We start from the raw sequence: 20772 nt of genomic DNA, 5'->3' as shown, positions 1-20772 counted from the left end.
TATGTTTCTGCTTGTTTGTTATTAAAGGCATACCGGTTCTGCAATAGTAACTTTGTGCTGTTTGGCAGATACGAGTATGGATTTCGGATCTACTTCGATTAAAGACTGTGTCTGTAAAACATTATTTACCAATATACTGGTCTCCTCAACGTAGTCTACATAATGCAGTTGTTCCAGATAATTAATGAGCTGATTAACATTCAGTTTCACATTAAAATCAATATCTTTAGTGTCTGTAAAAGCCCAAGGCGATATGTACTTTTTGATGTCTTCGTCTAACTGTTTTGTGTAAAATGTTTCATCATACTGATCGAAGAATTTCACCTTTGTTTCTACCTTCGCTTCTTTATAATTCGGGTTGATTACCTGAGCGTTGATGTGCATGGTATTCAATTCATTTATATAATTCTGAATCCTGTTAAGCGTGGCTCTGCTTACTCTTGGCTGATAAATATCAAAAGCGTTTTTATTTTTAATATTCGGAACAACCATCAGCGTAACATATCCTGGAGCGAGGTAAGACTTTTCTGAAGTATGATTCAGGCATTTTACCTTGAAAACTTCCGGAAACTCCTGCAAAACGAGATGTTCGTAATCCCATTGTGTAACGGCTCTGTTTTTATGTCTCAGTCTTTCACTTACTCTTCTGTAGAATTCTGTATCTGTTTCTTTATATTTTCCGTCGAATGAGTTATACGGCTGGCTCACAGATTTTACCTGCGGAACTCTGGTAATAAGTCTGGAAATCGTATTGGCTTTCAAACCGTTGTTTAAGTGAGACAGATCGTTGTTCTGATTCTGGAATGTTGCCAGAACTGCCTGTGTATAAATTCCCTGAACTTTACAAACCGCATCGTAACTTCTTCCTGACCTTGCTCTTACCCAGATTAACTGATCTGTAAATCTTGTGTGATTCAAATTAATATCTTTTGGAATTTTGAATTTTACAATTCCGGATTCCAGGAATTTTTTAGAATCATTCTGCAGCATAGAGTTTGAAAGATCAATCCATGTATTTCCGGAAAGGATGCTCCATTCGATGTATTCTTTTTCTTCAAAAGTTTCGGCTAAAGGATTTTCGCTTCCTTCCAGCATCTGGATGAGAAGGGAAACCGTCATTTGCGGAACTGCTTCCAGACCGATGTATAATTCGCCTCCTTTCTGATGTACCGGAACAATGGTTTTCGTATCGATTTCCATTTCATACTGCCCGAAAGCATCTTCATGATACATCTGTACTTCATCACTTTTCAAAAGTTCTCCTTCAGAATCTTTTCTTAAAGAATGGTATGCGGTTTCTGTTGCGCTGTAACTCAACTCAATATCTTCTGCAAAAGGAATATAAGGTTCATTCGGAACTACTTTAAGTTTTTGAGGATCTGATAAAACAAGCGTATATAATTTAGGATACAAGTCCTGTAATAAAGATTTCTTCAGTTTTACCCTGATCGCTTCGCCTGTACCTGCTTCATCACTGGTGCTTTTTACAGAAAACTGTGTTTGGTAAACATTTCCATTCTTTTTAAATAAAGCAATATCACTTTCCTGATTGTGCCAGATTTCTTTGTCTAACACCGCTGTATCGATCTTAAAATAATCGTCTCCTGTTACAACTGACGAATTTTTCAAATTATTAAAATCCTGCTGACTGATATTTGTATCCGGTTCCATGATATACCCGCTGTATAAATCCTTTATGGAAGCCGGTGTATTTTTCCAATTGATGGTAATGTCTGCAGTGTTCCACTTTTTAGAGAACATTTCAGGACATTTTATGTAAAAATTGGAGCCTTTAATCGGCTGCGCAGTAAATGGATAATAGGATTTTTCGGAATTCAGTTCTCCATTGTCATTTTCAATCTGAAGAGATTTTATTCCTTTTACATCTACAGAAACTTCAATATTGTTGACCAATGCTTCTGAAAAAGCTTCATAGACTTCATAATATTTCTTCCCTTCAATCATGAATCTGAGAACAGGAAAGCTGGTCTGGAATGTTTCCTTCAGAACATCTTTATTGTATTTTACGATGGCAGGAAAATCTTTAGGTAATGTTAAAGAAAAGGTTAAACGGTGTTTTTTATCACTTTTGGTTCCTATTTCTCCATTTTCAGTACACTGTAATGCAATGTCGGATAACCATTCTTTCTCCCCGCTGCAAAGTACTTTGATGTTGTTCTGAAAATCTTCTTTTTCAAGATTTTTTAATTTTTGAACAGAATTGGGGTTGAAATCTATTTTCAGGGTAATTGTTCTGTCTCCTTCTTTTAAATCGAATAAAGATGATGCTACAGAAAATCCCAGTTTCGCTTTTGGAAGTTCTTTATAGATCGATTTGCCCGAAGCTGTTTCTTCAGCATTGTATCCGAATGGCCACCAATAGTTTCCGCCTTCCGGTAATTTCTCGCCCAAACCATCGGCAGAATTGCTAACCGGAGCCATTTTAAGCTCTTGTTTTCCGCCGTCGTTAAGAAGACTTTTAATTTCAACTATTTTTGCCTGATTGGCAATCAGTTCATTATTGGTTTTGTAGACCCGTTTTTTTCCTTCCGCATCTTTATCTCCGTCCAGAAGTGTTCCTTCCGGAATTCTTTCCTGAATTGCTTTTTTAGCCAATTCAAAAATCACATAGACTTTGTCTTCTTTAGCATCATTCTTATGAATCTGAAGGATCTCGTTATAGTAGAAATCCAGATGTCTTTTCGTTAAATTATTGAAAGCTTTTTTGGAAAAATCCAGCAATTTCAGAAAGCAGACAAAGAGGGTAAGATGAGGCGTCAGATTGCTGTCCTGTTCAAATTGGGAAATAAGATCTGTAACCTGTTTTTTCATACTTTTGTACTCTACGCTTTCTCTGCGCGGAATAGCATTGGTATCATCACCAAAGAAAAAGTTTCCCCACTTCTTATCTGGTATTGCTGTATCAGCATCTTTTTCAAAAAAATTTACATGACTGGCAAAATTGTTTGCAAATAGCAGCCAATCGAACAGATCGAAGTCGTGCAATTCGAGATTGCCGGGATCCAGATCCGCTAAAAAGCGCTGCATTTGTGATTTTCCTTCACGATAATGTGAAAATGTATCTGTTTTTTTCATTTGTTTATATTTATATTCTATGGTCAGATGCAATACTTAATGTAATGTTTCGGTAGTATTCAAAATGGTTACAGACATCCCGTAATTATTTATATTTCAGTAGCTTCACCTTTATAGAAAGGGAAAACCATATTGCTTCTGGTATTCGTATTCCTTACTTCATAATCAATTTTTATCAACACTTCGCCTTCCAGTTCTTCCTGAGTATCGATGTCGATATTTAAAATGTTTATTCTGGGCTCGTGGTATAAAATGGCACGCTCGATGATTCCTTTCATTTGGGTAATCAGCGTTAAGTCCAAAGATTTGAAAAGCATTTCCTGCAGGTCGCATCCGTAATCGGGAAACATAACGCGTTCTCCCGGTCTTGTGGAGAGTAAAATGATCAGACTGTTGTTAATGTCTTCCACATCTGTAGTCATTACCAGCTTTCCTTCAGTCTCATTAAACTCAGGCGGGAAACTCCAGCCTATTCCTAAAAAATCTGTATTTATTTTCATACGTTCTTGTATTATATTTAATTGTAACATCTTGCATCTGTAACATAGAGTTTTAGTTTTCTAACCGTTTTGTTATTGATGTTTGTACATTTTTTAATCTTGCAGGCTGTGTATCATCCGCCTATTAAAACAGTTGCTTCACCCGCGCTTATTACGCCTCCGTGAGCGGTAGAATCTCCCATTCTTGCGGCTGGTTTTCCGCCGATCATTACGCTTGAAGATCCTGCTGCAATGGTATCGGGCGGACCTGTGCATATCGCTTTGTCTCCTACTCTTGCTGCGGGTTTACCTCCGATAAGTACAGTAGGTTCTCCTGCCGGAATGATGGGCCCGCCAACGTGCGGGGTAGTTCCCGTTACCATCGGACAGGTATGCATATCTGTAATTCTTGCTGCCGGTTTCATGATTAATTAATTTTAACTTGAGATCCTTTTACGATGGTTACTGCGCCTGATTTAAGCTCAGAACCGGAACTTCCTTCTGCTTTAAACTGTGCGGATGCTTTGATACCGATATTGGTTCCTTCCATCTTAATATCACCTTTTGCTTTGATCCTGATGTCTTTCCCACTTTCCATACTGATCCCGTCTTTATTGAGGGTAAGAGTATTCTTATGCTCGTCTTCTATTTTAATGACATCTGCATCTTCGTCTACAGTTATTTTTTTGCCTTTTGGTGTTTCAAGGGTGTATGAAATTTTATCGTCATTAAAAATCATCTTCATTTTGCTGCGGGTAACAAATCCTTTTTCGTTGTTCTCATCGGAAGCTACAATAGGAGCCGGTTTTGCGCTGCTGTTCAGCATTCCCAGAACCACTGCATCATTGGGATCATCATTAATAAAACCAATGATTACCTCATCTCCGATTTCCGGTCTGAAGAATGATCCTCTGTTTTCTCCTGCATCAAGTGTGGCTACACGCGCCCAGATTCCCTCCTCTTCGTTATTGATGATCGGGATCTGCACCAGAATTCTGTCTTCTCCATCGGGATCGGATTCCAGTTGGGATACTTTCCCGATGTGCAATCCGCTGATGGAAGGAATAATTCCTGAACCCGGCATTTCGCTTACATCGTACGTTTCTGAGAACCATGTCGGAGAAAGTCCGAATTGTGCATCAACCAGCCAGTTTCCTTCCGCAATTTCGTGACGAACACCTGTTACGTAAATTTTTCCGTTGAAACGGTTTCCTACGCCTTGCAGCATTAATGAAACTCCCGGTTTTACAGCCGGAATTCCCTGAAATTTCACCCTTCCTCTGGTCTTTGCCAGTTGCTGGAAAGTTGCTTTCGCATCACTCCAGTCCTGAAGTTCACTCTGCGTAAGATTTCCGCCATGTTTAAGCTGCAGATCGTCTATTCCAAATACTTTCGCCAGATCATCCGGTGAAAGGTTTCCGTTAAGTTTTACTGCTGGATCCTGAGCTTCCACTTCTGTAAGTTCCTGATCGGTATAGCTCCATGTTTTGGCTGAAATTTTTTTGAACTGATCTCTTGCGTCTATTTCTCCGTCAAATTCATGCACCGAAGATCCGTAAACCACTGTTTCCACTTCTTTTTTGCTGAAATCGGGTTTAGCTATTTTAACGGTTCCGTCTTCTACAAAACAAAGTTTTCCGTTTGCCTGTGCTCTGGTGAGCATAAAATCCCAGTCGGAAGCTCTGTACTGAATCAATTCTTTGTGTGAATTAGAGGTAGCCTGAACATCGGCAGTTAAACCGTTGTTACTGATCAGTTCTCCGATAATATCGCTGTCTTTACTGTCGTAGAAATATTTACTTTTTCTGCCTAAAGTCATTTTCACCGCTTTATCTCTGCATTCTATGATGAGGTAGGAAGAGCCGTTTCTTACTTTGATGTTGTGCTTTACAACAACTCCTTTAAAAATACTTTCTTCGTCCGAATGGTAACCTGCGGTAATTTCAATTTTTTTTCCGGGAATCAGAAGATCTTCATTGCTTAGTTTAAAATCCTGTTCCGGTACGCTTCCATCCAAAATAACAATGCGGGCATAAGGAATTCTGTTTACTTCTTTTTCTACAACAATACTTTTTACCCCATATTTCCCGGGTAACTCGGTACCTCCGGACATTACTTTAAAAGTGATCAGATCCGGATTTTTTGATGTTTTTATGTATCCGCTATTGTTCATGTTATGCTATTTTTTCTATGGGTGGAAAGTAGAGTTCAGTTCCCGGTTTCAACTGTCTGAAATTGATGAGATTATTAACTTTAGCGACTTCCAGGTAATATTTGGAGTCTCCGTAGATTCTTTCAGTCATTAAGGGTAAAGTATCTCCTGCCTGTACGGTTCTTTTGTGGGTAAGGTCTGGAGAAGATTTTTTAGCTTTTTCTGCAATAAGTTCCTGACTGATACCTTCTACAAAAGTTGCTTTACCTATAGCTCTTAACGGTGTTCCATCTTTGTTGAACATTTTATAATCTACTGTAAACTCCGTAAGAGCACCTTTAAATTCAAATTCTCCCCATATCACAATAACACTATATGGTTTATGAAATGATCCCTTAAATTCACCTGTTGCTTTATAAAAACGTTCTAACTGTAAATTAACAGTATCATGCTTGAATTTATTTTTTTTTATGACATTGACAAGTTTATTACCCGAATATGTTTCCGTTACTCCAGTGCCATCAAATAAAAATTCCATTTGTAATGCTTGAGGAGCAACTTTAACAAATTTTGGACTACTTCCTGCTGCACCTTGCTCTTGGGCAGTGTTATATTCTATTTTACTGGTGAAAGAAAAACCTGTCGGATTAATAAAGGCTTCAAATGCATCACTATCAATAACACTTTTAAAGTTAATATCCTTGTACGTTCCTATCTTTACTTTCAAAACTTCTCCTCCTGTTTTCTTTATTTCTCCTATCATTATCTTTCTTTTTTACGTTTTTCTATATTTACTGCCTGCTCTACGCTTTCGCTAATTGCACACATAATTTTTCCTTCATCTACTGATGCGGTAGTTGTCGTTGCGGCTGCTTTTTCGTCCACATTTATTTTAATGTGAAGCTCTTTTATTTCTATTGGCATTTCGTTTATTTTTAATTAATTATTAATACGTAAAAAACTTAAAACCAATTATTTAACGTATTTATTTAAAAAAATCTAAGCACATAAAGCGTGTGTTCAGTCCTGTTATAGACCAATCCTTTATTTTTTTATCTTAAAATTTTTGCTGAATGTTATCCGAAAACTAACACACGGTAAGTGCTTAGATTTGATTTAGAAATTACAAGCCTAAACTTGCTAACGATGAGGGTATTTTGAAATATCTGTATTTCAGCTCTATTGTTTCAATGGCAAGCCTGCTTTCTTCTGCGTTGAATTCTGAAACGTTCCATTTTACCGGATAGGCTCCAACTACATTCCAGACCATTAAAGGGGCTGTAGACTGAAGTCCTCCTGAAAGTGTGATGACAAGATCTCTGGGTTCAAACTCGAAGTTTTCCATTGCATTTCTGCACCAGCTTATTAATCCTGAACTTACAATCAAGCCACGCTTAAGAACTAAATTTTCATATTTCGGTCTCAGAGGAAGCTGATGAAGAAATCTGTTTTCGCCTCCTTCGGCATATTCTTCGGTCTGAATTTCTGTAGATAAACCAGATATAGACTGAAATCTGGAGTCAATACCCTCTGTTGTCGAAATCCCGTTAACAATAAAAGAGAAACTGGTTGGAGGATATAAAAGAGCCATGATTAGTTATGTTCAATAGTTAAACCTTCGTGCGCAATTTCCAAAGCTTCAATTGCCACTTCATTACCTTCAGCTTTCAGATCGGTTGACTGTAATTTTAACGGGAAGGCATTTTTCACTTTCCACGTTACGGCAGGTGCGCCGTTCTCGTCTAAAAGAGAAATCGTGATCGATCTTCTTTCTACCGTGTTCATCTGAACGGTTTGCAGCCATTCGAAATAATCGTTATCGCCTTTGAAAGTTCCTCTTTTTAAAGTGATGTTTCCGAATTTTGCCATTCCCGGCATTTTGATCTTGCTGAAATCCGGACTTGCTCCCTGTCTGTATTCAATGATATCGCGCTCGATGCTTAATCCCGAAACTTCCTGAAAACCGATATTTGTTCCGCCCCAGTCTACTTCAAAGGAAAACTTTACTAATGGATATGTATTCATAATTGTCTTGATTTAATTTTGTTATTTGTTTGTTTAATTTTTAAGCTTCCTGCAGTTTGTGTGAGAAACGAAGAACAATAAATTCTGCCGGACGAACTGCCGCCATACCGATTTCCACGATCATTCTGCCTTCAAGGATATCCTGTGCAGACATGGTTTTGTTTAAGCCAACGCTTACATAATAAGCTTCTTCCGGCTTGCTTCCTGCCAATGCTCCGTCCTGCCACTGCTGGTTCAGGAAGTTTTCGATCATGGTCTGTACGCGAACCCAAGTATTCGCAGTGTTCGGTTCAAATACGAAACGTTCCGTTGCTTTTTTCACGGATTCTTCTACCATGTTGAAGAATCTGCGTACTGAAATGTATCTCCATTCGTTGCTGTTGCCGTCAAGTGTTCTTGCACCCCAAACCAATGTGCCTTTTCCTGTAAAAGATCTGATAACGTTGATGGATTTTCCTGATGTAGGATCTACGTTAAGAGTCATCTGATCTTCGTGAGAAACTTTTACTGTAGGAGCCACTACATAGCTAAGTCCAACATTAGCAGGTGCTTTGAATACTCCGGAAGTGCTGTCTACTTTTGCATACACACCCGCAACTGCTGAGGACGGAGCCATTACTACTTTTTCAGACTCGATTGCTGCTTTAGCTTTATTATACAGCTCTGTTCTGTTGGATTTTAGCCATTTTAAATTGTTTACATAGCCATCTGGAAGAGACAAAACATTTCCTGAGATATCTTTTTCTTCAAAACTTGTAATTTTAACATCTTCATCTTCAAAGCTATGAGTTAAAACAGTTTCCAATTTCGGATAATAAGCAGCTCCGTATTTTAAACCTGTAGAAACTACTTTATTTCTGAAAGTAAGATCATCTCCAAGAACGTCCATAATAACAAACCTGTCTTTCATTTCCTCTGCATGATCCAAAGCCAATCCATACAAACCGTAAGCCTCTAATGTTGGTAAAGATTCTGCATCCGGGAAAACGATAAGCGTAGGCTCATCTTCTTTTTCAAGAGTCTTAAGTCCTGTTTCTAATTCGCTTTTTAATACTTCTGTAGGATATCCTGAAGCTACTCCAACAGAAACAATATAACATGGACCACCACCGTTTGCAAAATACATTTGCATAGCATGGTACATTTTGAATTTACCTAATTTACTATCTTCAAAAGTGGTAGAGACAGTATTGTCTTTAACAGAAATTTTGATCTCTTTCCCTTCGTTTTTTGCTTTTCCGAAAAGATTTTCATATTCCAACAACGAAGAAATTCTTGTCGGCTCATTTTTTGGTCCTTTTTCTGTATATCCGATGAAAGCAGGGATCGCTGTTTCTACTTGTGCTACGGAAGGCGGAAATTTTGCCAGTTCCTCCACGTAAACACCTGGTGTTTTGTAATTCATTTTGTTAAAAATTTAAAATTAATATTTAGTTATGTTCAATAGTTAAACCTTCGTGCGCAATCTCCAAAGTTTCAATTGCTACTTCATTACCTTCAGCTTTCAGATCGGTTGACTGTAATTTCAATGGGAAGGCATTTTTCACTTTCCATGTTACTGCAGGGGCTCCGTTCTCGTCTAAAAGAGAAATCGTGATCGATCTTCTTTCTACCGTATTCATCTGAACGGTCTGCAGCCATTCGAAATAATCGTTATCGCCTTTGAAAGTTCCTCTTTTTAAAGTGATGTTTCCGAATTTTGCCATTCCCGGCATTTTGATCTTGCTGAAATCCGGACTTGCTCCCTGTCTGTATTCAATGATATCGCGCTCGATGCTTAATCCCGAAACTTCCTGAAAACCGATATTTGTTCCGCCCCAGTCTACTTCAAAGGAAAACTTTACTAATGGATATGTATTCATAATTGTCTTGATTTAATTTTGTTATTTGTTTGTTTAATTTTTAAGCTTCCTGCAGTTTGTGTGAGAAACGAAGAACAATAAATTCTGCCGGACGAACTGCCGCCATACCGATTTCCACGATCATTCTGCCTTCAAGGATATCCTGTGCAGACATGGTTTTGTTTAAGCCAACGCTTACATAATAAGCTTCTTCCGGCTTGCTTCCTGCCAATGCTCCGTCCTGCCACTGCTGGTTCAGGAAGTTTTCGATCATGGTCTGTACGCGAACCCAAGTATTCGCAGTGTTCGGTTCAAATACGAAACGTTCCGTTGCTTTTTTCACGGATTCTTCTACCATGTTGAAGAATCTGCGTACTGAAATGTATCTCCATTCGTTGCTGTTGCCGTCAAGCGTTCTTGCGCCCCAAACCAATGTGCCTTTTCCTGTAAAAGATCTGATAACGTTGATGGATTTTCCTGAAGTAGGATCTACGTTAAGTTCATCCTGACGTTTATTGGAAATTTTAATCACGGGAGAATCAACATAATTAAGTCCTGTATTTGCAGGAGCTTTGAATACTCCGGAAGTGCTGTCTACTTTTGCGTAAACACCTGCCATTGTTGACGATGGAGCTAAAACTACTTTTTGGGATTCAATTGCCGCTTTAGCCTGATTGTACAGTTCAGAATTTTTTAATTTCAGCTCTGCAAGAGTTGTTGCACCGGAAACACCCATCACAGAAACCTTATCTTCTTTAAAAGCGTACGTTAAAATTGTTTTAAGGTTCGGATAATAAGCTGCTCCGTATTTTAGTCCTGTAGATGTTACTTTATTTCTGAAAGTGGCATCATCTCCTAAAACATCCATAATAACAAACCTGTCTTTCATAGATTCTGCCTGATCTAAGGCACTGTCATACAAAGAGTAGGTATTCTTAATAGCATTGATAACCAAAGGTTCTGAAGAAGAAGCATCAATCTTTTTAGTATTATCAAGTTCTTCATTGGCATCGCTAGTAATACTTGTAGCTGTAATAAGATCGTTTTGAAAATTTTGAGCTACAGAGTTAGCTGCCTCTTTAATATCAGCAAGAATAGCACCTGCAAGTTTACTTTCAACAACAGCATCTGCAACAGCTTTAGCGGCACTTCTAGCAGCAACTTCAGTAGCTGCTTCAATTTCTTGATTAAAAGTAACCGCAGCAAGTTCAGCCGCAGCTTCAGCGGCAACTTGAGCATCTGTAACAGCATCTGTAACAGTAGTTGCAGCCTGAGCAACAGTTTGAGCTAGCTCAACATCTGCAGCATTATTAACAGCATCTGCAACAACTTGAGCCGCAACTTTAGATGCAGTGGCTAAAATTTCATCCTTTTTTGCAGTAGCTAAAATGGCTTTAGCAGCATCGACATCAGCAGCAGAAGCTACTCGATCTTGAAGATCAGGAAAAACGATAAGTGTAGGTTCGTCTTCTTTTTTTAATAATTCAAGACCGTATAAGAGAGTTCCTTGCTGAGTTGCAATAGTTCCAACAGTAACATCATCATCATAATCGCCTACCGAAACAATATAGCATGGTCCGCCTCCATTGGCAAAATACATTTGCATCGCGTAATACATTTTGAAATCGCTTACCTTTGGCTGAACTGCTGTTGCAGTACCCTCTTTGAAAGCTACAGCAAAAGTTTCGGCATATCCTTTTCCAAAAAGTTCTTTAAACTCCAGCATAGACGAGATTCTCGTAGGTTTGTTTTGTGTCCCTTTTTCTGTATATCCGATAAAAGCGGGAATAGCTGTTTCAACTTGCGCTACGGAAGGCGGAAATTTTGCTTCTTCTTCCACATAGACTCCAGGGGTTTTGTAATTCATTTGTTAAAAATTTTAAGTTAATATTAATTATCACTCGAAGCTGAACTTCAATATTTTGTTGTGATTGATTTTGGTTTTGTTATAGTTTGTGAGAAAAATTTAATACAATAAACTCTGCAGGACGTACTAAGGCTACTTCAATTTTTACATCCATGATGTCTGTTCCTCCGGATTTTACCTCAACTTTGTAAGCTTCTTTGGGAGAGTTTCCCGCCAATGCTCCGTCTATCCATTGCTGATTAAGAAAATTCTCAATCATTGCTTTTGCTCTTAACCATGTGTGAATGACATGAGGCTGATTGATAAATTTTTCGTTAAGCGCTATGCTTATTGACTGTTTAAGCATGTTATAATAACGGCGTACATGGATATATTTCCACTCGTTATCTTTTTCATCTTCTTTTTTATCTTTTCCGTCCAGTGTTCTGGCTCCCCAAACCAAAGTTCCTTTTCCTGTGAAGTTTCTGATAGCGTTGATTGATTTTCCTTCATCATCAATGTTAAGACCGGATTGTTCTTCGTCGGAAATTTTTTCCGTCGGAGCTGTTACGTAATTCAAACTTACATTTGCAGGAGCTTTCCAGACTCCTCTTGTATTGTCTATTCTTCCATACACTCCTGCTATTGCAGATGATGGCGGCAAAACTACTTTCAGAGATTTCAGTAATTCTTTTATCTGATTGTATAATGAAGAATTTGCGGTCTTCAGAGATTCTAATGTTACTCCATTAGCAATTCCAACGGGCTGATTCTGCGTATCAAGGTGAGAAACAGGAGTGATTTTTTCATCAAAATGATAATTTAGAACCGTTTTCAGATGAGGAAAATAAGCTGCCGCATAACTTGAGGAATTTACTGTATTTCTGAAACTCTCTACCGCAGTAAGATTTCCTATTTTTGTAGTGGAATTTCCGTAGTAGGTATCTAATAGGGCAAACATATTTTTGGATTCTCCTGCAGATTCGGCTTTAGCAATTGCTGTATTATATAAGGCATGAAAGTCATTTGGAGAATTTAATGATACGGCATCCGGGAAAATAAGAAGAAGAGGTTCTTTTATATTATTGATTAAATTTAACCCTGATTCCAAAAGATTTTTTTCCACCTGTGGTGCATTGTAATCTCCCACAGAAACGATGTAGCAAGCACCGCCTCCATTAGCAAAATACATTTGTAAGGAATGATACATTAAAAATTTTGCCTTTGGTTCTAAAACTGTTATTCCTGCATCAGTATCTTTTAATGTAATACTTTCCATTTTTGCGCTCCCGAATTTTTTCTCAAAATCCAGAAGAGAACTGATCTTTGATGGCTTATAATCAGGTGCGCTAGTAACATTGTCTTCGGAAGGCTTTCGTTCGGTATATCCTATGAATACAGGTACTGCAGTTTCTACTAATGCAATGGAGTTGGGAAGTTTTGGCAGTTCTTCAATAGAAACACCGGGTGTCGTCGGATTTGGCATGTTCATAAATTTTAAATTAAAGGGTTATTTGTTTTCTGATATTATTTAACCGTAATATCCTTAATATCAACATCGTTAATAAGCTGAACATCAGAAATATTTTTAGCTCCAATCTTAACCACACTTACTTTATACATTACGGAAGGAATGATCTTTCCGCCCAATAAACCCCAAATGTAACTTAGCTGCTCAAACGGTACGGCGTGCATTTCTGTTCTGAAAGTAAAATTGTTTTCTCCGATACCGGTTGCAACATATTCCAATACATTTTTTGCACGAAGAACCTCAATAACTTTTGAAATGTTTATTAAAGCACTGTCATAATCCGTCATATTGGCTGTAACCATTACGAAAAGATTTACATACGCCGAAGGACTTTCCATTTTTGTAACATTGGATGTATTTTTTACGTATCTTGAGATATTTTTCATGGTAGATTCCTCCTGAACGTTCAGTAAAGTAATCACCACTTTATTATCAAGTCCCGCAGCTCCGTCTTCATGCTTTGCGATGTCGTTAACAACAACATCTGCTAAACCGGCAGAATGCAACTCATTTTTTAAAACTGTTAATACTTCTTTTATCATAATTTTTGTTCTTTAGTATTATGGTGCAAACATACAATCAGCCCGACTTAAAAAACGAATATTTTGGGGGCTCCATCCTGTCTTTGCAGTAAATGCTTTTTTTGAATTTTCTTTTAACCTAAAAAATAAATCAATATAAAATAATGATAATCAAATAATTAACACCTACTAAATTTAAAAAAAAATTATCCTGATCTAAGACTTGTGAAATAAACACGGTTAACTGAAGGTAATTTTAAGGCGTGAAAAATGATTATTTTAAGTATAATGTTGTGAGATTCCTCCATTGATTTTTTTATCCGCTCAATATTTTTTCCAATTATCAATATCTGAAAAGATATAATTCCGAAATCTGATCAGATTTCATCCTACTCTGAATTAAAAAATTTATCGTTTTTATTATCAGAACATAAGTTTATGATCTACTGCAAAGACAGAACAGTGAGGTCTTATTGTTCGTCAGACTGTTTTTCTTCCTCTAATTTTGACCCCATAATTTAAACTTTAATCACAATGAATATTAAAACTCTTTTTGGCAAACGCAATGAAATCATTGGCGGCCATTTTAATGAATTAAGATCAAAACTGGGTATGGCAAATCAGGACGAGGAAGTTGTTTTTTCTGTAAGAGAAGAAATCTGTAACGCCTGTCCTTTGAAAAACGGAAACAACTGCAATACCCAAAAATGGATTCATCCTCAGACTCTGGAAGTTTCAAACGGTCCGAAAGACGGCTTTATAAGAGGTTGCGGATGCAGACTGAGTGCAAAACAGAGATCCAAATACAGCCTTTGTCCTGCAGGTTTCTGGGGCGGAGAATTTGACAAGAAATAGGCATTTTACGGTAATTCCACCATTGTATAACTCAAATTTATTTAATGTGAAGCAAGATCATATCATTCAGAAAGTTTTTATTGAAATTACGGTAAATAATAAAGAAAAAGGACTGAGCATAAAAGACGACATCAACAGTTTTCTGTCGATGGATGTGTTTCCGAAAATAGAAAAATACCTCAGTACTTTTGAACACAGATTAGAAGACCACATTTTGCAGATCCCTAAACTGGAATTGAATCTGGATGTAAAAAGCAGCACATTAAATTCTGATCTGAAAGATAAAATTGCCCAAGTATTTGAAGAGAAATTATCTGAGGTTACAAACCCTGTTTTAAATTTAGATGAGTTTACAGCAAATAATTCTGAAGCTTATCTGGTAACCCATCAGGAAAAAATTCTTCAGAGCTTTATTTATTTTTTGGAAAGAGGAAGTATGCCATGGTGGAATTCTGATAAAAAAAGTCTTTCTCTGCTTGAGCCAAAAGTATTTAATGCTATTATTCAGGCTGAAAATTTTCAAAGCTGTATTCTTCCTGTTTTTTCTAAAAGAAATGTGCAGGAAAGAATCATTCATCAGCTTTCTGACGGACAAATTGCCCAATTATGCAATGTTATTCTAAAAGACAAAGCATTAAAAATCAATTTAGAATCTGAAATTATACAGTTGATCTCAAAGCTGGATCAGACTAACAGAATTATGGTGTGGAAACTGGTTTTAAATATTTTGTCGAGGCATCTGAAATCTCCGACCATCCATATTGAGGATTATTTTTTAGAAGAAATACTAAAATCTAAGACTTTGTTAAGAGATTCTTCTTCTGTAAAAAAAGACCTTCAGAACGTAAAAACAGCAGTAAAAGTATTTAAAAACATCAAAGAAGCTGAATTGATTGAAAAAATTGAAGATACATTCATCAAAAACGATCAAAATACAAAAAAGACAACGAAAAAAAATGAGCAAAATTTTACGGAAATCAATGATGTGGTAATACAGAATGACAAGAATTCTGAACAAAAAGACGAAGAAATTGCTTCTGATGAAGGACAATATGTCAAAAATGCCGGGCTGATTCTGATTCATCCGTTTATGAAAACTTTTTTTGAGCATTGTGATCTTCTGGACAAGAAAACTAATCAGCTTTCAGATCCGGAATTGGGTGCGCATCTGCTTCATTATATTGCTACCGGAAAAATAAATGCTCCTGAATACGATATGATATTTGAGAAATTTTTATGTAATATTCCTCTTCATCAATCGATCAACCGACATGTTAAGCTTACACGTAAACACAAAACTCAAGTTAAAAATCTGATAGAAAGCGTTCAGCACAACTGGAGTGCCATGAAAACCTCATCCGCAGAATTGCTCCGGAATGAATTTTTTCAACGTCCCGGAAAACTGGTTGTCTCCGACCAAGACTGCACTCTTACCGTAGAACGAAAAACACAAGATATCTTACTGGAAAGACTTTCGTGGGGAATCGGTCTTGTGAAGCTGCCGTGGAAGGATAAGTTTATGTTTGTGAACTGGTAAAGAGTTTTAAAATCAAAGTCTGTTAAAACATACAGACTTTGATTTTCCTATTTTTAGAATAAACATAACTTAGGATAAATTTTTGCGATTATTTCCCAATACAAAACTTAGAAAAAATATTCCCCAAAACCTCATCATTAGTCACCTCGCCCGAAATTTCACCGAGATGTTCCAGTGCGTTTCTCAGTTCGTAGGCTAAAAGTTCGGTGGAAATTTGGAAAGTAATTGCTTCTTTTACTTTTTGTACAGCTTCCAAAGATTTCTGTAAAGCTTCAAAATGACGCTGATTGGTAATCACAACATTGTTTTCAGAAGCTTTTAACTGTTCTACGTAAGAAGACAATTCATTTTTAAGATCCTGAATATTCTGATTTTCAACAGCAGAAATTTTAATAAAATCAAATTCCTGAGAAATTTTATTTCTGAAGATATTTTCAACTTTTTCATACGTTGCAGGAGAAACCTCATCAATCTTTGTTGCACAGATAATCAGTTTCAGATCATCTCTTTGCAGAGACTGGATCATTTCAATATCTTCGGAAAAATCTTCTGTTGCAGCATCGGCTAAATAAACCAGAATATTGGCGTTTTCTACTTTTTCTTTGGCTTTTTTCACACCAATTGCTTCAATTTCATCCATGGTTTCACGCAATCCTGCTGTGTCGATCAGGCGGAATGCATGACCTTTTATATGAAGAACCTCTTCTATCGTGTCTCTCGTTGTTCCGGCGATATTGCTTACAATCGCTCTTTCTTCCTTTAACAAAGCATTGAGCAAAGTCGATTTTCCGGCATTCGGTTTTCCGATGATGGCAACCGCAGTTCCGTTTTTGATAGCATTTCCGTACTGGAAACTTTCAATCAGGGAATTTAATTTTATTTCTATTTTATTTAAAAGCTCAACCAAAGCCGATCTGTCCGCAAATTCTACATCTTCTTCTGCAAAATCAAGCTCTAATTCAATTAATGAAACAAAATTCAGCAAATCGGTTCTCAGGAAAGAAATTTCGTTGGTAATTCCTCCTTTCAGCTGATTAATTGCCACTTTCCTCGAAGCCTCATTTTCAGATGCAATAACATCAGCAATCGCTTCAGCCTGAGAAAGATCAATTCTTCCATTGATGAAAGCACGAAGCGTAAATTCTCCGGCTTTTGCCATCCTTGCCCCATTTTTAATTAGGGTTTCAAGAATACGTTTTCCAATGTGCGGCGACCCGTGAAAAGCAATTTCCACAGAATTTTCCGTCGTAAAACTTTTCGGAGCCAGAAAAATAGAAAGCATCACTTCATCAATTGCCTCTTCTCCATCCATAAAATATCCGTAATGAATGGTGTGAGACCTCTGTTTTGCCAAATTTTTCGCCGGAAAAGACTTTTGCACAACAGCTAAAGCTTCATCACCCGAAACTCTTATAATTCCTAAAGCACCTACTCCATTGGCAGTTGCCAACGCACAAATGGTATCGTTATTCATACTGCAAATTTACGGTTTTTAACCGCAAACAAAAATATCCTTTATCTATTGCAATAATTTAACGAGTTCAAAATATTTTCAGTAACATAAAAATCAATCTCAAGACTTTCAAGCATTTTATTTTGGAGCTGTTTCCGGCTATCCACTCATACTCCTCACGCCAAACAAGCCACAGCTTTTGCCATTGCTTCCAGTCTTTGTTGCGGGGTAACCGTTTCTATCCGGGCTAAGAATGTCGGAAATTAATTATTGGTCTTCTAAATTCATCTTTAAAGCAAAGTTTATCTTTTCCAATTTATAACCACCCCGTCAAAAATTTCTTCGAAATTTTCGCCACCCCTCCAAAGGAGGGGAATTTCCATCAGGCAAAACATAGAAATAAAAAATCATCTCAAGAACTGAGATGATTACCTGCTTTGAATTTACTATATGAAGATATGAATGATGTCTTTTTGCTGATACAAAGATAGGTTGGGCTTCATTTTAATTTTTCAGGATAAACCCTAAAACCAGATCCGTAAAAATACGGTAATGCAAAAAAAATCGCCCCGCAAATACTTACAGGACGATTTTTTTATCTGTTTATTTTCTTTTACAAAGGACTTACCAGTTCAAGGAACCAGTCTTTCACTTCTCCTTCTAAATATGGCGCAATTTTCTCTTCACATGTTTTGTGATAAGCATTCAGCCAGTTGATCTCTTCCTCAGAAAGAATTTCTTTCACAATGGTATCTTTAAAGAACGGACAGAATGTTAAAGTCTCGAATTCGTAGAAAGTACCGTGAATGGTGGTTTCAGATTCTTTTACAGCGATCAGGTTTTCATGACGGATTCCATACTCACCTTCCAGATAATATCCGGGTTCGTTTGAGCAGACCATTCCTACCAATAATTCCTGCGGATTCATATCTTTTCTGATGTTTTGCGGACCTTCGTGAACGTTCATAAAGCTTCCTACTCCATGTCCGGTTCCGTGGTTGTAATCTTTCCCTTCCATCCAAAGCGGAAGTCTTGCGATCGCATCCAACTGAACACCTCTTGTTCCTTTCGGAAATTTCACCATCGATAAACGGATTAATCCCTGTAAAACCAATGTTGAATTTCTTTTGAATTCTTCAGAAACTGCTCCTAAAGCCAAAGTTCTTGTAATATCTGTTGTTCCTTCCAAATACTGACCTCCGGAATCTACCAAAATACTTGCATCATTAGTAACGTCTTTGCTTCCTTCGCTTTTGGCAGAATAGTGCATAATAGCTCCGTTGTCTTTGTATCCGACGATGCTTCCGAAACTTTCGCCTACGAAATTTTCGCCTTCTGCACGGAAACCTCTCAGTTTTTCACCGATAGAATATTCGTTCATGGCTTCTTTTCCCGCGTTGTGAGTCAGCCAGTAAAGGAATTTCACCATTGCAACGCCATCTCTTACCATTACTTTTCTGAATCCTTCAAGTTCTGTTTCGTTTTTCTGGGCTTTCATGAGATTTCCCGGAACCGGAGCTTTGATGAATTCGTTTTCAGATTTCAACGCTTCAAAAATCGACTGGTTGCTGTTTGGTGAAACGAGAACTTTTTCGTTTTTAAATTCTTTCAGACAGTTGTAGAATTCTTCATAAGGCATCATTTTTACCCATGCTTCGTCCAATTGTCTTCTGGCTTCCACTTCAAGCTTATCGAGATCTGCGAATAATTTCGCATCGTTTTTAGTGATGACGATATAGCCTAAAAACACAGGATTGCTTTCTACATCGCTTCCTCTTAAATTCAGCGTCCATGCTACATCATCCAAGCTTGAAATGATATGTACCGTTGCCTCAATGTCTTCCATTTTCTGGCGTATTGCCGCGATTTTGTCTACTACGGATTTTCCTGCTCTTTCTACAGGATGCACATATATTGGATTTTTCGAAGGTGTTCCTCTGTCTTTCCAGATTTCTTTCAGTAAAGGAAGGTCTTCAAGGGTAATATTTTTTGCGTTTAATTTCTGCGTTAAAAGCTCCCAGTTGGCGTGAGAAGTTGCCAGAGCATTTACCGCTACTTTTCCGTTCGCAGGAATTTCGGAAATGATCCAGTCGATATAATGAGGTGTTCCTTCCATTCCGTCTTTGAAAAGATCGATTCCTGAACCAGCCAACTCGATTGGGGCTTGTGTAAAATATCTTCCGTCTGTCCAGAGTCCTGCCTTGTCTTTGGTAACTACCACAAAACCTGCAGAACCCAGAAATCCTGATAGCCATGCTCTCTCCTGCCATTCTTCCGGCAGATATTCACTCATGTGAGGATCTGCAGAATATACTATAAATGCATCAACATTATTTTTCTGCATTTCTTCACGAAGCGCAGCTACTTTTTCCTTTGAAGTCATTTTATCTTAATTTTTAAAGAGGGGAAGTTACGAATTTTTTGAGTTTTGAAGATGAAATTATTGTTGTTTTTAAACCGTTTCTGCATGATTGAACGTTTTTCTGTGCTTTGTTATTCTTGATTTCCTGAAATGGCAAATGTTTGTGGAACGACAGAAATCCTAGCCCGGATTGCAGCATTTGTCTGAGCTCGTTTCTTGATTTTGGGATTTGCGGCGGAGCCGCCGCAAATCCCAAAATCAAGAAACAGCGAGTGCGGAAAGCCGGAAAAAGCTCCTGAAAAATAATCCGTTTTTATAATGAGGAAAGATCAAAAATTCTGAATTATATGTAAGAAAACAGCAATATTCAGATACCACAAGAATCAATTGTTGTCAAAATTTAACATTTTGGAAAGGTTATTGCTTACTTACAAAATATGGAAAGTCAGAATTACAAAAATCACAGAAAATTTTATCCGCCGCATCATTTCGTTTATCTTCCATTACTCTTGGGATTGGAGATATTTGGCATTTATAAAATCTTTAATGATGAAACCAACCAACTGATCTGGATTTTGTTTTCCGCTGTTATCTTTCTTCTTTTCTACCTTGCCATTATGTTGAGACAGCATTATGCCTTGGTTCTACAGAACCGATTGGTTAGATTAGAATTTAAACAGAGGTATTACGAACTTTTCCAGCAGAGATCTGATGAGGTTGAAAACAGACTGAAATTTGACCAGATCGCTGCATTGAGATTTTCTTACGATGATGAGTTTAAAGAACTTCTTTACAAAGCACTGAATGATAATATTTCGGGCGATGAGATCAAGAGATCAATAAAAAGATGGCGACCGGATCATCACAGAGTATAAAATAACAAACACCAAATAATAAATTAATCATGAAAAAATGGAGCTTATACAGCATGGCCGCATTGTGTCTGCTGACTTTAACAAGCTGCGAAGCAGTAGAAACGATCTTTAAAGCAGGAATGTGGTGGGGAATTATCGTAGTAGTCGCCGTAATAGCTATTATCTTATGGCTGTTTTCAAGGGGTAGGAACTCTTAACC

General features: G+C 37.4%; 19 protein-coding genes. 4 read left to right on the top strand and 15 right to left on the bottom strand.

Going from position 1 to position 20772, the window contains the following annotated elements; translation table 11 throughout:
• Nucleotides 1-21: 21 nt before the first annotated feature.
• The 13 genes from H6W52_RS05770 to H6W52_RS05710 all read right to left on the bottom strand — a co-directional run bounded on the left by H6W52_RS05770 (nucleotide 22) and on the right by H6W52_RS05710 (nucleotide 13512).
• Nucleotides 22-3096 carry a baseplate J/gp47 family protein gene (locus H6W52_RS05770; RefSeq protein WP_116099930.1) on the bottom strand — a complete coding sequence of 1025 codons (3075 nt, stop codon included), beginning with the start codon at nucleotides 3094-3096 and terminating at the stop codon, nucleotides 22-24.
• Nucleotides 3097-3185: 89 nt separating this feature from the next.
• The gene (locus H6W52_RS05765; protein WP_116099931.1) at nucleotides 3186-3596 is read right to left on the bottom strand and encodes a GPW/gp25 family protein; all 411 of its coding nucleotides are present in this window, start codon (nucleotides 3594-3596) and stop codon (nucleotides 3186-3188) included.
• A 113-nt stretch (nucleotides 3597-3709) separates the two neighbouring features.
• A complete protein-coding gene (locus H6W52_RS05760; RefSeq protein WP_076394823.1) occupies nucleotides 3710-4000 on the bottom strand; it encodes a PAAR domain-containing protein in 291 nt (96 codons plus the stop codon).
• Between the two features lie 2 nt (nucleotides 4001-4002).
• Complete coding sequence (gene vgrG / locus H6W52_RS05755) at nucleotides 4003-5748, bottom strand: type VI secretion system tip protein VgrG (RefSeq protein ID WP_116099932.1); 1746 nt, start codon at nucleotides 5746-5748, stop codon at nucleotides 4003-4005.
• A gap of 1 nt (nucleotide 5749) precedes the next feature.
• Nucleotides 5750-6490 (bottom strand): CIS tube protein, encoded by a 741-nt coding sequence (locus tag H6W52_RS05750; protein ID WP_116099933.1) that lies wholly within the window; start codon nucleotides 6488-6490, stop codon nucleotides 5750-5752.
• Nucleotides 6490-6651, bottom strand: coding sequence for a DUF5908 family protein (locus H6W52_RS05745; protein WP_185144443.1), 162 nt, complete (start codon nucleotides 6649-6651; stop codon nucleotides 6490-6492). The genes H6W52_RS05750 and H6W52_RS05745 overlap by 1 nt, the downstream gene beginning before the upstream one ends.
• A gap of 199 nt (nucleotides 6652-6850) precedes the next feature.
• Nucleotides 6851-7318 (bottom strand): phage tail protein, encoded by a 468-nt coding sequence (locus H6W52_RS05740; protein WP_076394817.1) that lies wholly within the window; start codon nucleotides 7316-7318, stop codon nucleotides 6851-6853.
• Between the two features lie 2 nt (nucleotides 7319-7320).
• The gene (locus H6W52_RS05735) at nucleotides 7321-7752 is read right to left on the bottom strand and encodes a phage tail protein (RefSeq protein WP_185216492.1); all 432 of its coding nucleotides are present in this window, start codon (nucleotides 7750-7752) and stop codon (nucleotides 7321-7323) included.
• Between the two features lie 40 nt (nucleotides 7753-7792).
• Nucleotides 7793-9157, bottom strand: coding sequence for a phage tail sheath family protein (locus H6W52_RS05730; protein WP_116098393.1), 1365 nt, complete (start codon nucleotides 9155-9157; stop codon nucleotides 7793-7795).
• Nucleotides 9158-9182: 25 nt separating this feature from the next.
• Complete coding sequence (locus tag H6W52_RS05725; RefSeq protein ID WP_076394813.1) at nucleotides 9183-9614, bottom strand: phage tail protein; 432 nt, start codon at nucleotides 9612-9614, stop codon at nucleotides 9183-9185.
• Nucleotides 9615-9654: 40 nt separating this feature from the next.
• Nucleotides 9655-11460 carry a phage tail sheath family protein gene (locus tag H6W52_RS21185; protein WP_228457530.1) on the bottom strand — a complete coding sequence of 602 codons (1806 nt, stop codon included), beginning with the start codon at nucleotides 11458-11460 and terminating at the stop codon, nucleotides 9655-9657.
• A 79-nt stretch (nucleotides 11461-11539) separates the two neighbouring features.
• On the bottom strand, nucleotides 11540-12925 hold the full coding sequence (locus tag H6W52_RS05715; protein ID WP_157967243.1) for a phage tail sheath family protein: 1386 nt from the start codon (nucleotides 12923-12925) through the stop codon (nucleotides 11540-11542).
• Between the two features lie 41 nt (nucleotides 12926-12966).
• Nucleotides 12967-13512: a DUF4255 domain-containing protein gene (locus H6W52_RS05710; protein WP_116098399.1), complete on the bottom strand. Its 546-nt coding sequence runs from the start codon at nucleotides 13510-13512 to the stop codon at nucleotides 12967-12969.
• Nucleotides 13513-14025: 513 nt separating this feature from the next.
• Between H6W52_RS05710 and H6W52_RS05705 the strand changes: the two genes are divergently transcribed.
• Complete coding sequence (locus H6W52_RS05705) at nucleotides 14026-14346, top strand: hypothetical protein (protein ID WP_116098401.1); 321 nt, start codon at nucleotides 14026-14028, stop codon at nucleotides 14344-14346.
• A 46-nt stretch (nucleotides 14347-14392) separates the two neighbouring features.
• Nucleotides 14393-15883 (top strand): contractile injection system tape measure protein, encoded by a 1491-nt coding sequence (locus tag H6W52_RS05700; RefSeq protein WP_116098403.1) that lies wholly within the window; start codon nucleotides 14393-14395, stop codon nucleotides 15881-15883.
• Nucleotides 15884-15971: 88 nt separating this feature from the next.
• Here H6W52_RS05700 and mnmE read toward each other — a convergent pair whose 3' ends face one another.
• Both mnmE and H6W52_RS05690 read right to left on the bottom strand, forming a co-directional pair.
• On the bottom strand, nucleotides 15972-17357 hold the full coding sequence (gene mnmE / locus H6W52_RS05695; RefSeq protein WP_116096391.1) for a tRNA uridine-5-carboxymethylaminomethyl(34) synthesis GTPase MnmE: 1386 nt from the start codon (nucleotides 17355-17357) through the stop codon (nucleotides 15972-15974).
• A gap of 592 nt (nucleotides 17358-17949) precedes the next feature.
• Nucleotides 17950-19719, bottom strand: coding sequence for an aminopeptidase P family protein (locus H6W52_RS05690; protein ID WP_116096393.1), 1770 nt, complete (start codon nucleotides 19717-19719; stop codon nucleotides 17950-17952).
• A gap of 416 nt (nucleotides 19720-20135) precedes the next feature.
• On the opposite strand from H6W52_RS05690, the gene H6W52_RS05685 reads away from it, so the two are divergent.
• Nucleotides 20136-20573 (top strand): DUF6526 family protein, encoded by a 438-nt coding sequence (locus H6W52_RS05685; protein WP_116096397.1) that lies wholly within the window; start codon nucleotides 20136-20138, stop codon nucleotides 20571-20573.
• Between the two features lie 53 nt (nucleotides 20574-20626).
• On the top strand, nucleotides 20627-20770 hold the full coding sequence (locus H6W52_RS05680; RefSeq protein WP_228459446.1) for a phosphatidate cytidylyltransferase: 144 nt from the start codon (nucleotides 20627-20629) through the stop codon (nucleotides 20768-20770).
• Nucleotides 20771-20772: the final 2 nt, after the last annotated feature.

The sequence above is a fragment of the Chryseobacterium sp. C2(2020) genome, from assembly GCF_014218915.1.
GTDB lineage: Bacteria > Bacteroidota > Bacteroidia > Flavobacteriales > Weeksellaceae > Chryseobacterium > Chryseobacterium mucoviscidosis.
The sequence above is the reverse complement of the archived record's forward strand: the minus strand, read 5'-3'. Positions and strand labels throughout refer to the sequence as shown.

Coding starts and splice junctions, on each gene's coding strand:
- H6W52_RS05760 (WP_076394823.1), bottom strand. CDS start 4,000: ATGAAACCGGCAGCAAGAATTACAGATATGCATACCTGTCCGATGGTA.
- H6W52_RS05745 (WP_185144443.1), bottom strand. CDS start 6,651: ATGCCAATAGAAATAAAAGAGCTTCACATTAAAATAAATGTGGACGAA.
- H6W52_RS05690 (WP_116096393.1), bottom strand. CDS start 19,719: ATGACTTCAAAGGAAAAAGTAGCTGCGCTTCGTGAAGAAATGCAGAAA.
- H6W52_RS05730 (WP_116098393.1), bottom strand. CDS start 9,157: ATGAATTACAAAACACCAGGTGTTTACGTGGAGGAACTGGCAAAATTT.
- H6W52_RS05725 (WP_076394813.1), bottom strand. CDS start 9,614: ATGAATACATATCCATTAGTAAAGTTTTCCTTTGAAGTAGACTGGGGC.
- H6W52_RS05750 (WP_116099933.1), bottom strand. CDS start 6,490: ATGATAGGAGAAATAAAGAAAACAGGAGGAGAAGTTTTGAAAGTAAAG.
- H6W52_RS05705 (WP_116098401.1), top strand. CDS start 14,026: ATGAATATTAAAACTCTTTTTGGCAAACGCAATGAAATCATTGGCGGC.
- H6W52_RS05740 (WP_076394817.1), bottom strand. CDS start 7,318: ATGGCTCTTTTATATCCTCCAACCAGTTTCTCTTTTATTGTTAACGGG.
- H6W52_RS21185 (WP_228457530.1), bottom strand. CDS start 11,460: ATGAATTACAAAACCCCTGGAGTCTATGTGGAAGAAGAAGCAAAATTT.
- H6W52_RS05735 (WP_185216492.1), bottom strand. CDS start 7,752: ATGAATACATATCCATTAGTAAAGTTTTCCTTTGAAGTAGACTGGGGC.
- H6W52_RS05770 (WP_116099930.1), bottom strand. CDS start 3,096: ATGAAAAAAACAGATACATTTTCACATTATCGTGAAGGAAAATCACAA.
- H6W52_RS05685 (WP_116096397.1), top strand. CDS start 20,136: ATGGAAAGTCAGAATTACAAAAATCACAGAAAATTTTATCCGCCGCAT.
- H6W52_RS05765 (WP_116099931.1), bottom strand. CDS start 3,596: ATGAAAATAAATACAGATTTTTTAGGAATAGGCTGGAGTTTCCCGCCT.
- H6W52_RS05715 (WP_157967243.1), bottom strand. CDS start 12,925: ATGCCAAATCCGACGACACCCGGTGTTTCTATTGAAGAACTGCCAAAA.
- H6W52_RS05680 (WP_228459446.1), top strand. CDS start 20,627: ATGGCCGCATTGTGTCTGCTGACTTTAACAAGCTGCGAAGCAGTAGAA.
- mnmE (WP_116096391.1), bottom strand. CDS start 17,357: ATGAATAACGATACCATTTGTGCGTTGGCAACTGCCAATGGAGTAGGT.
- H6W52_RS05710 (WP_116098399.1), bottom strand. CDS start 13,512: ATGATAAAAGAAGTATTAACAGTTTTAAAAAATGAGTTGCATTCTGCC.
- vgrG (WP_116099932.1), bottom strand. CDS start 5,748: ATGAACAATAGCGGATACATAAAAACATCAAAAAATCCGGATCTGATC.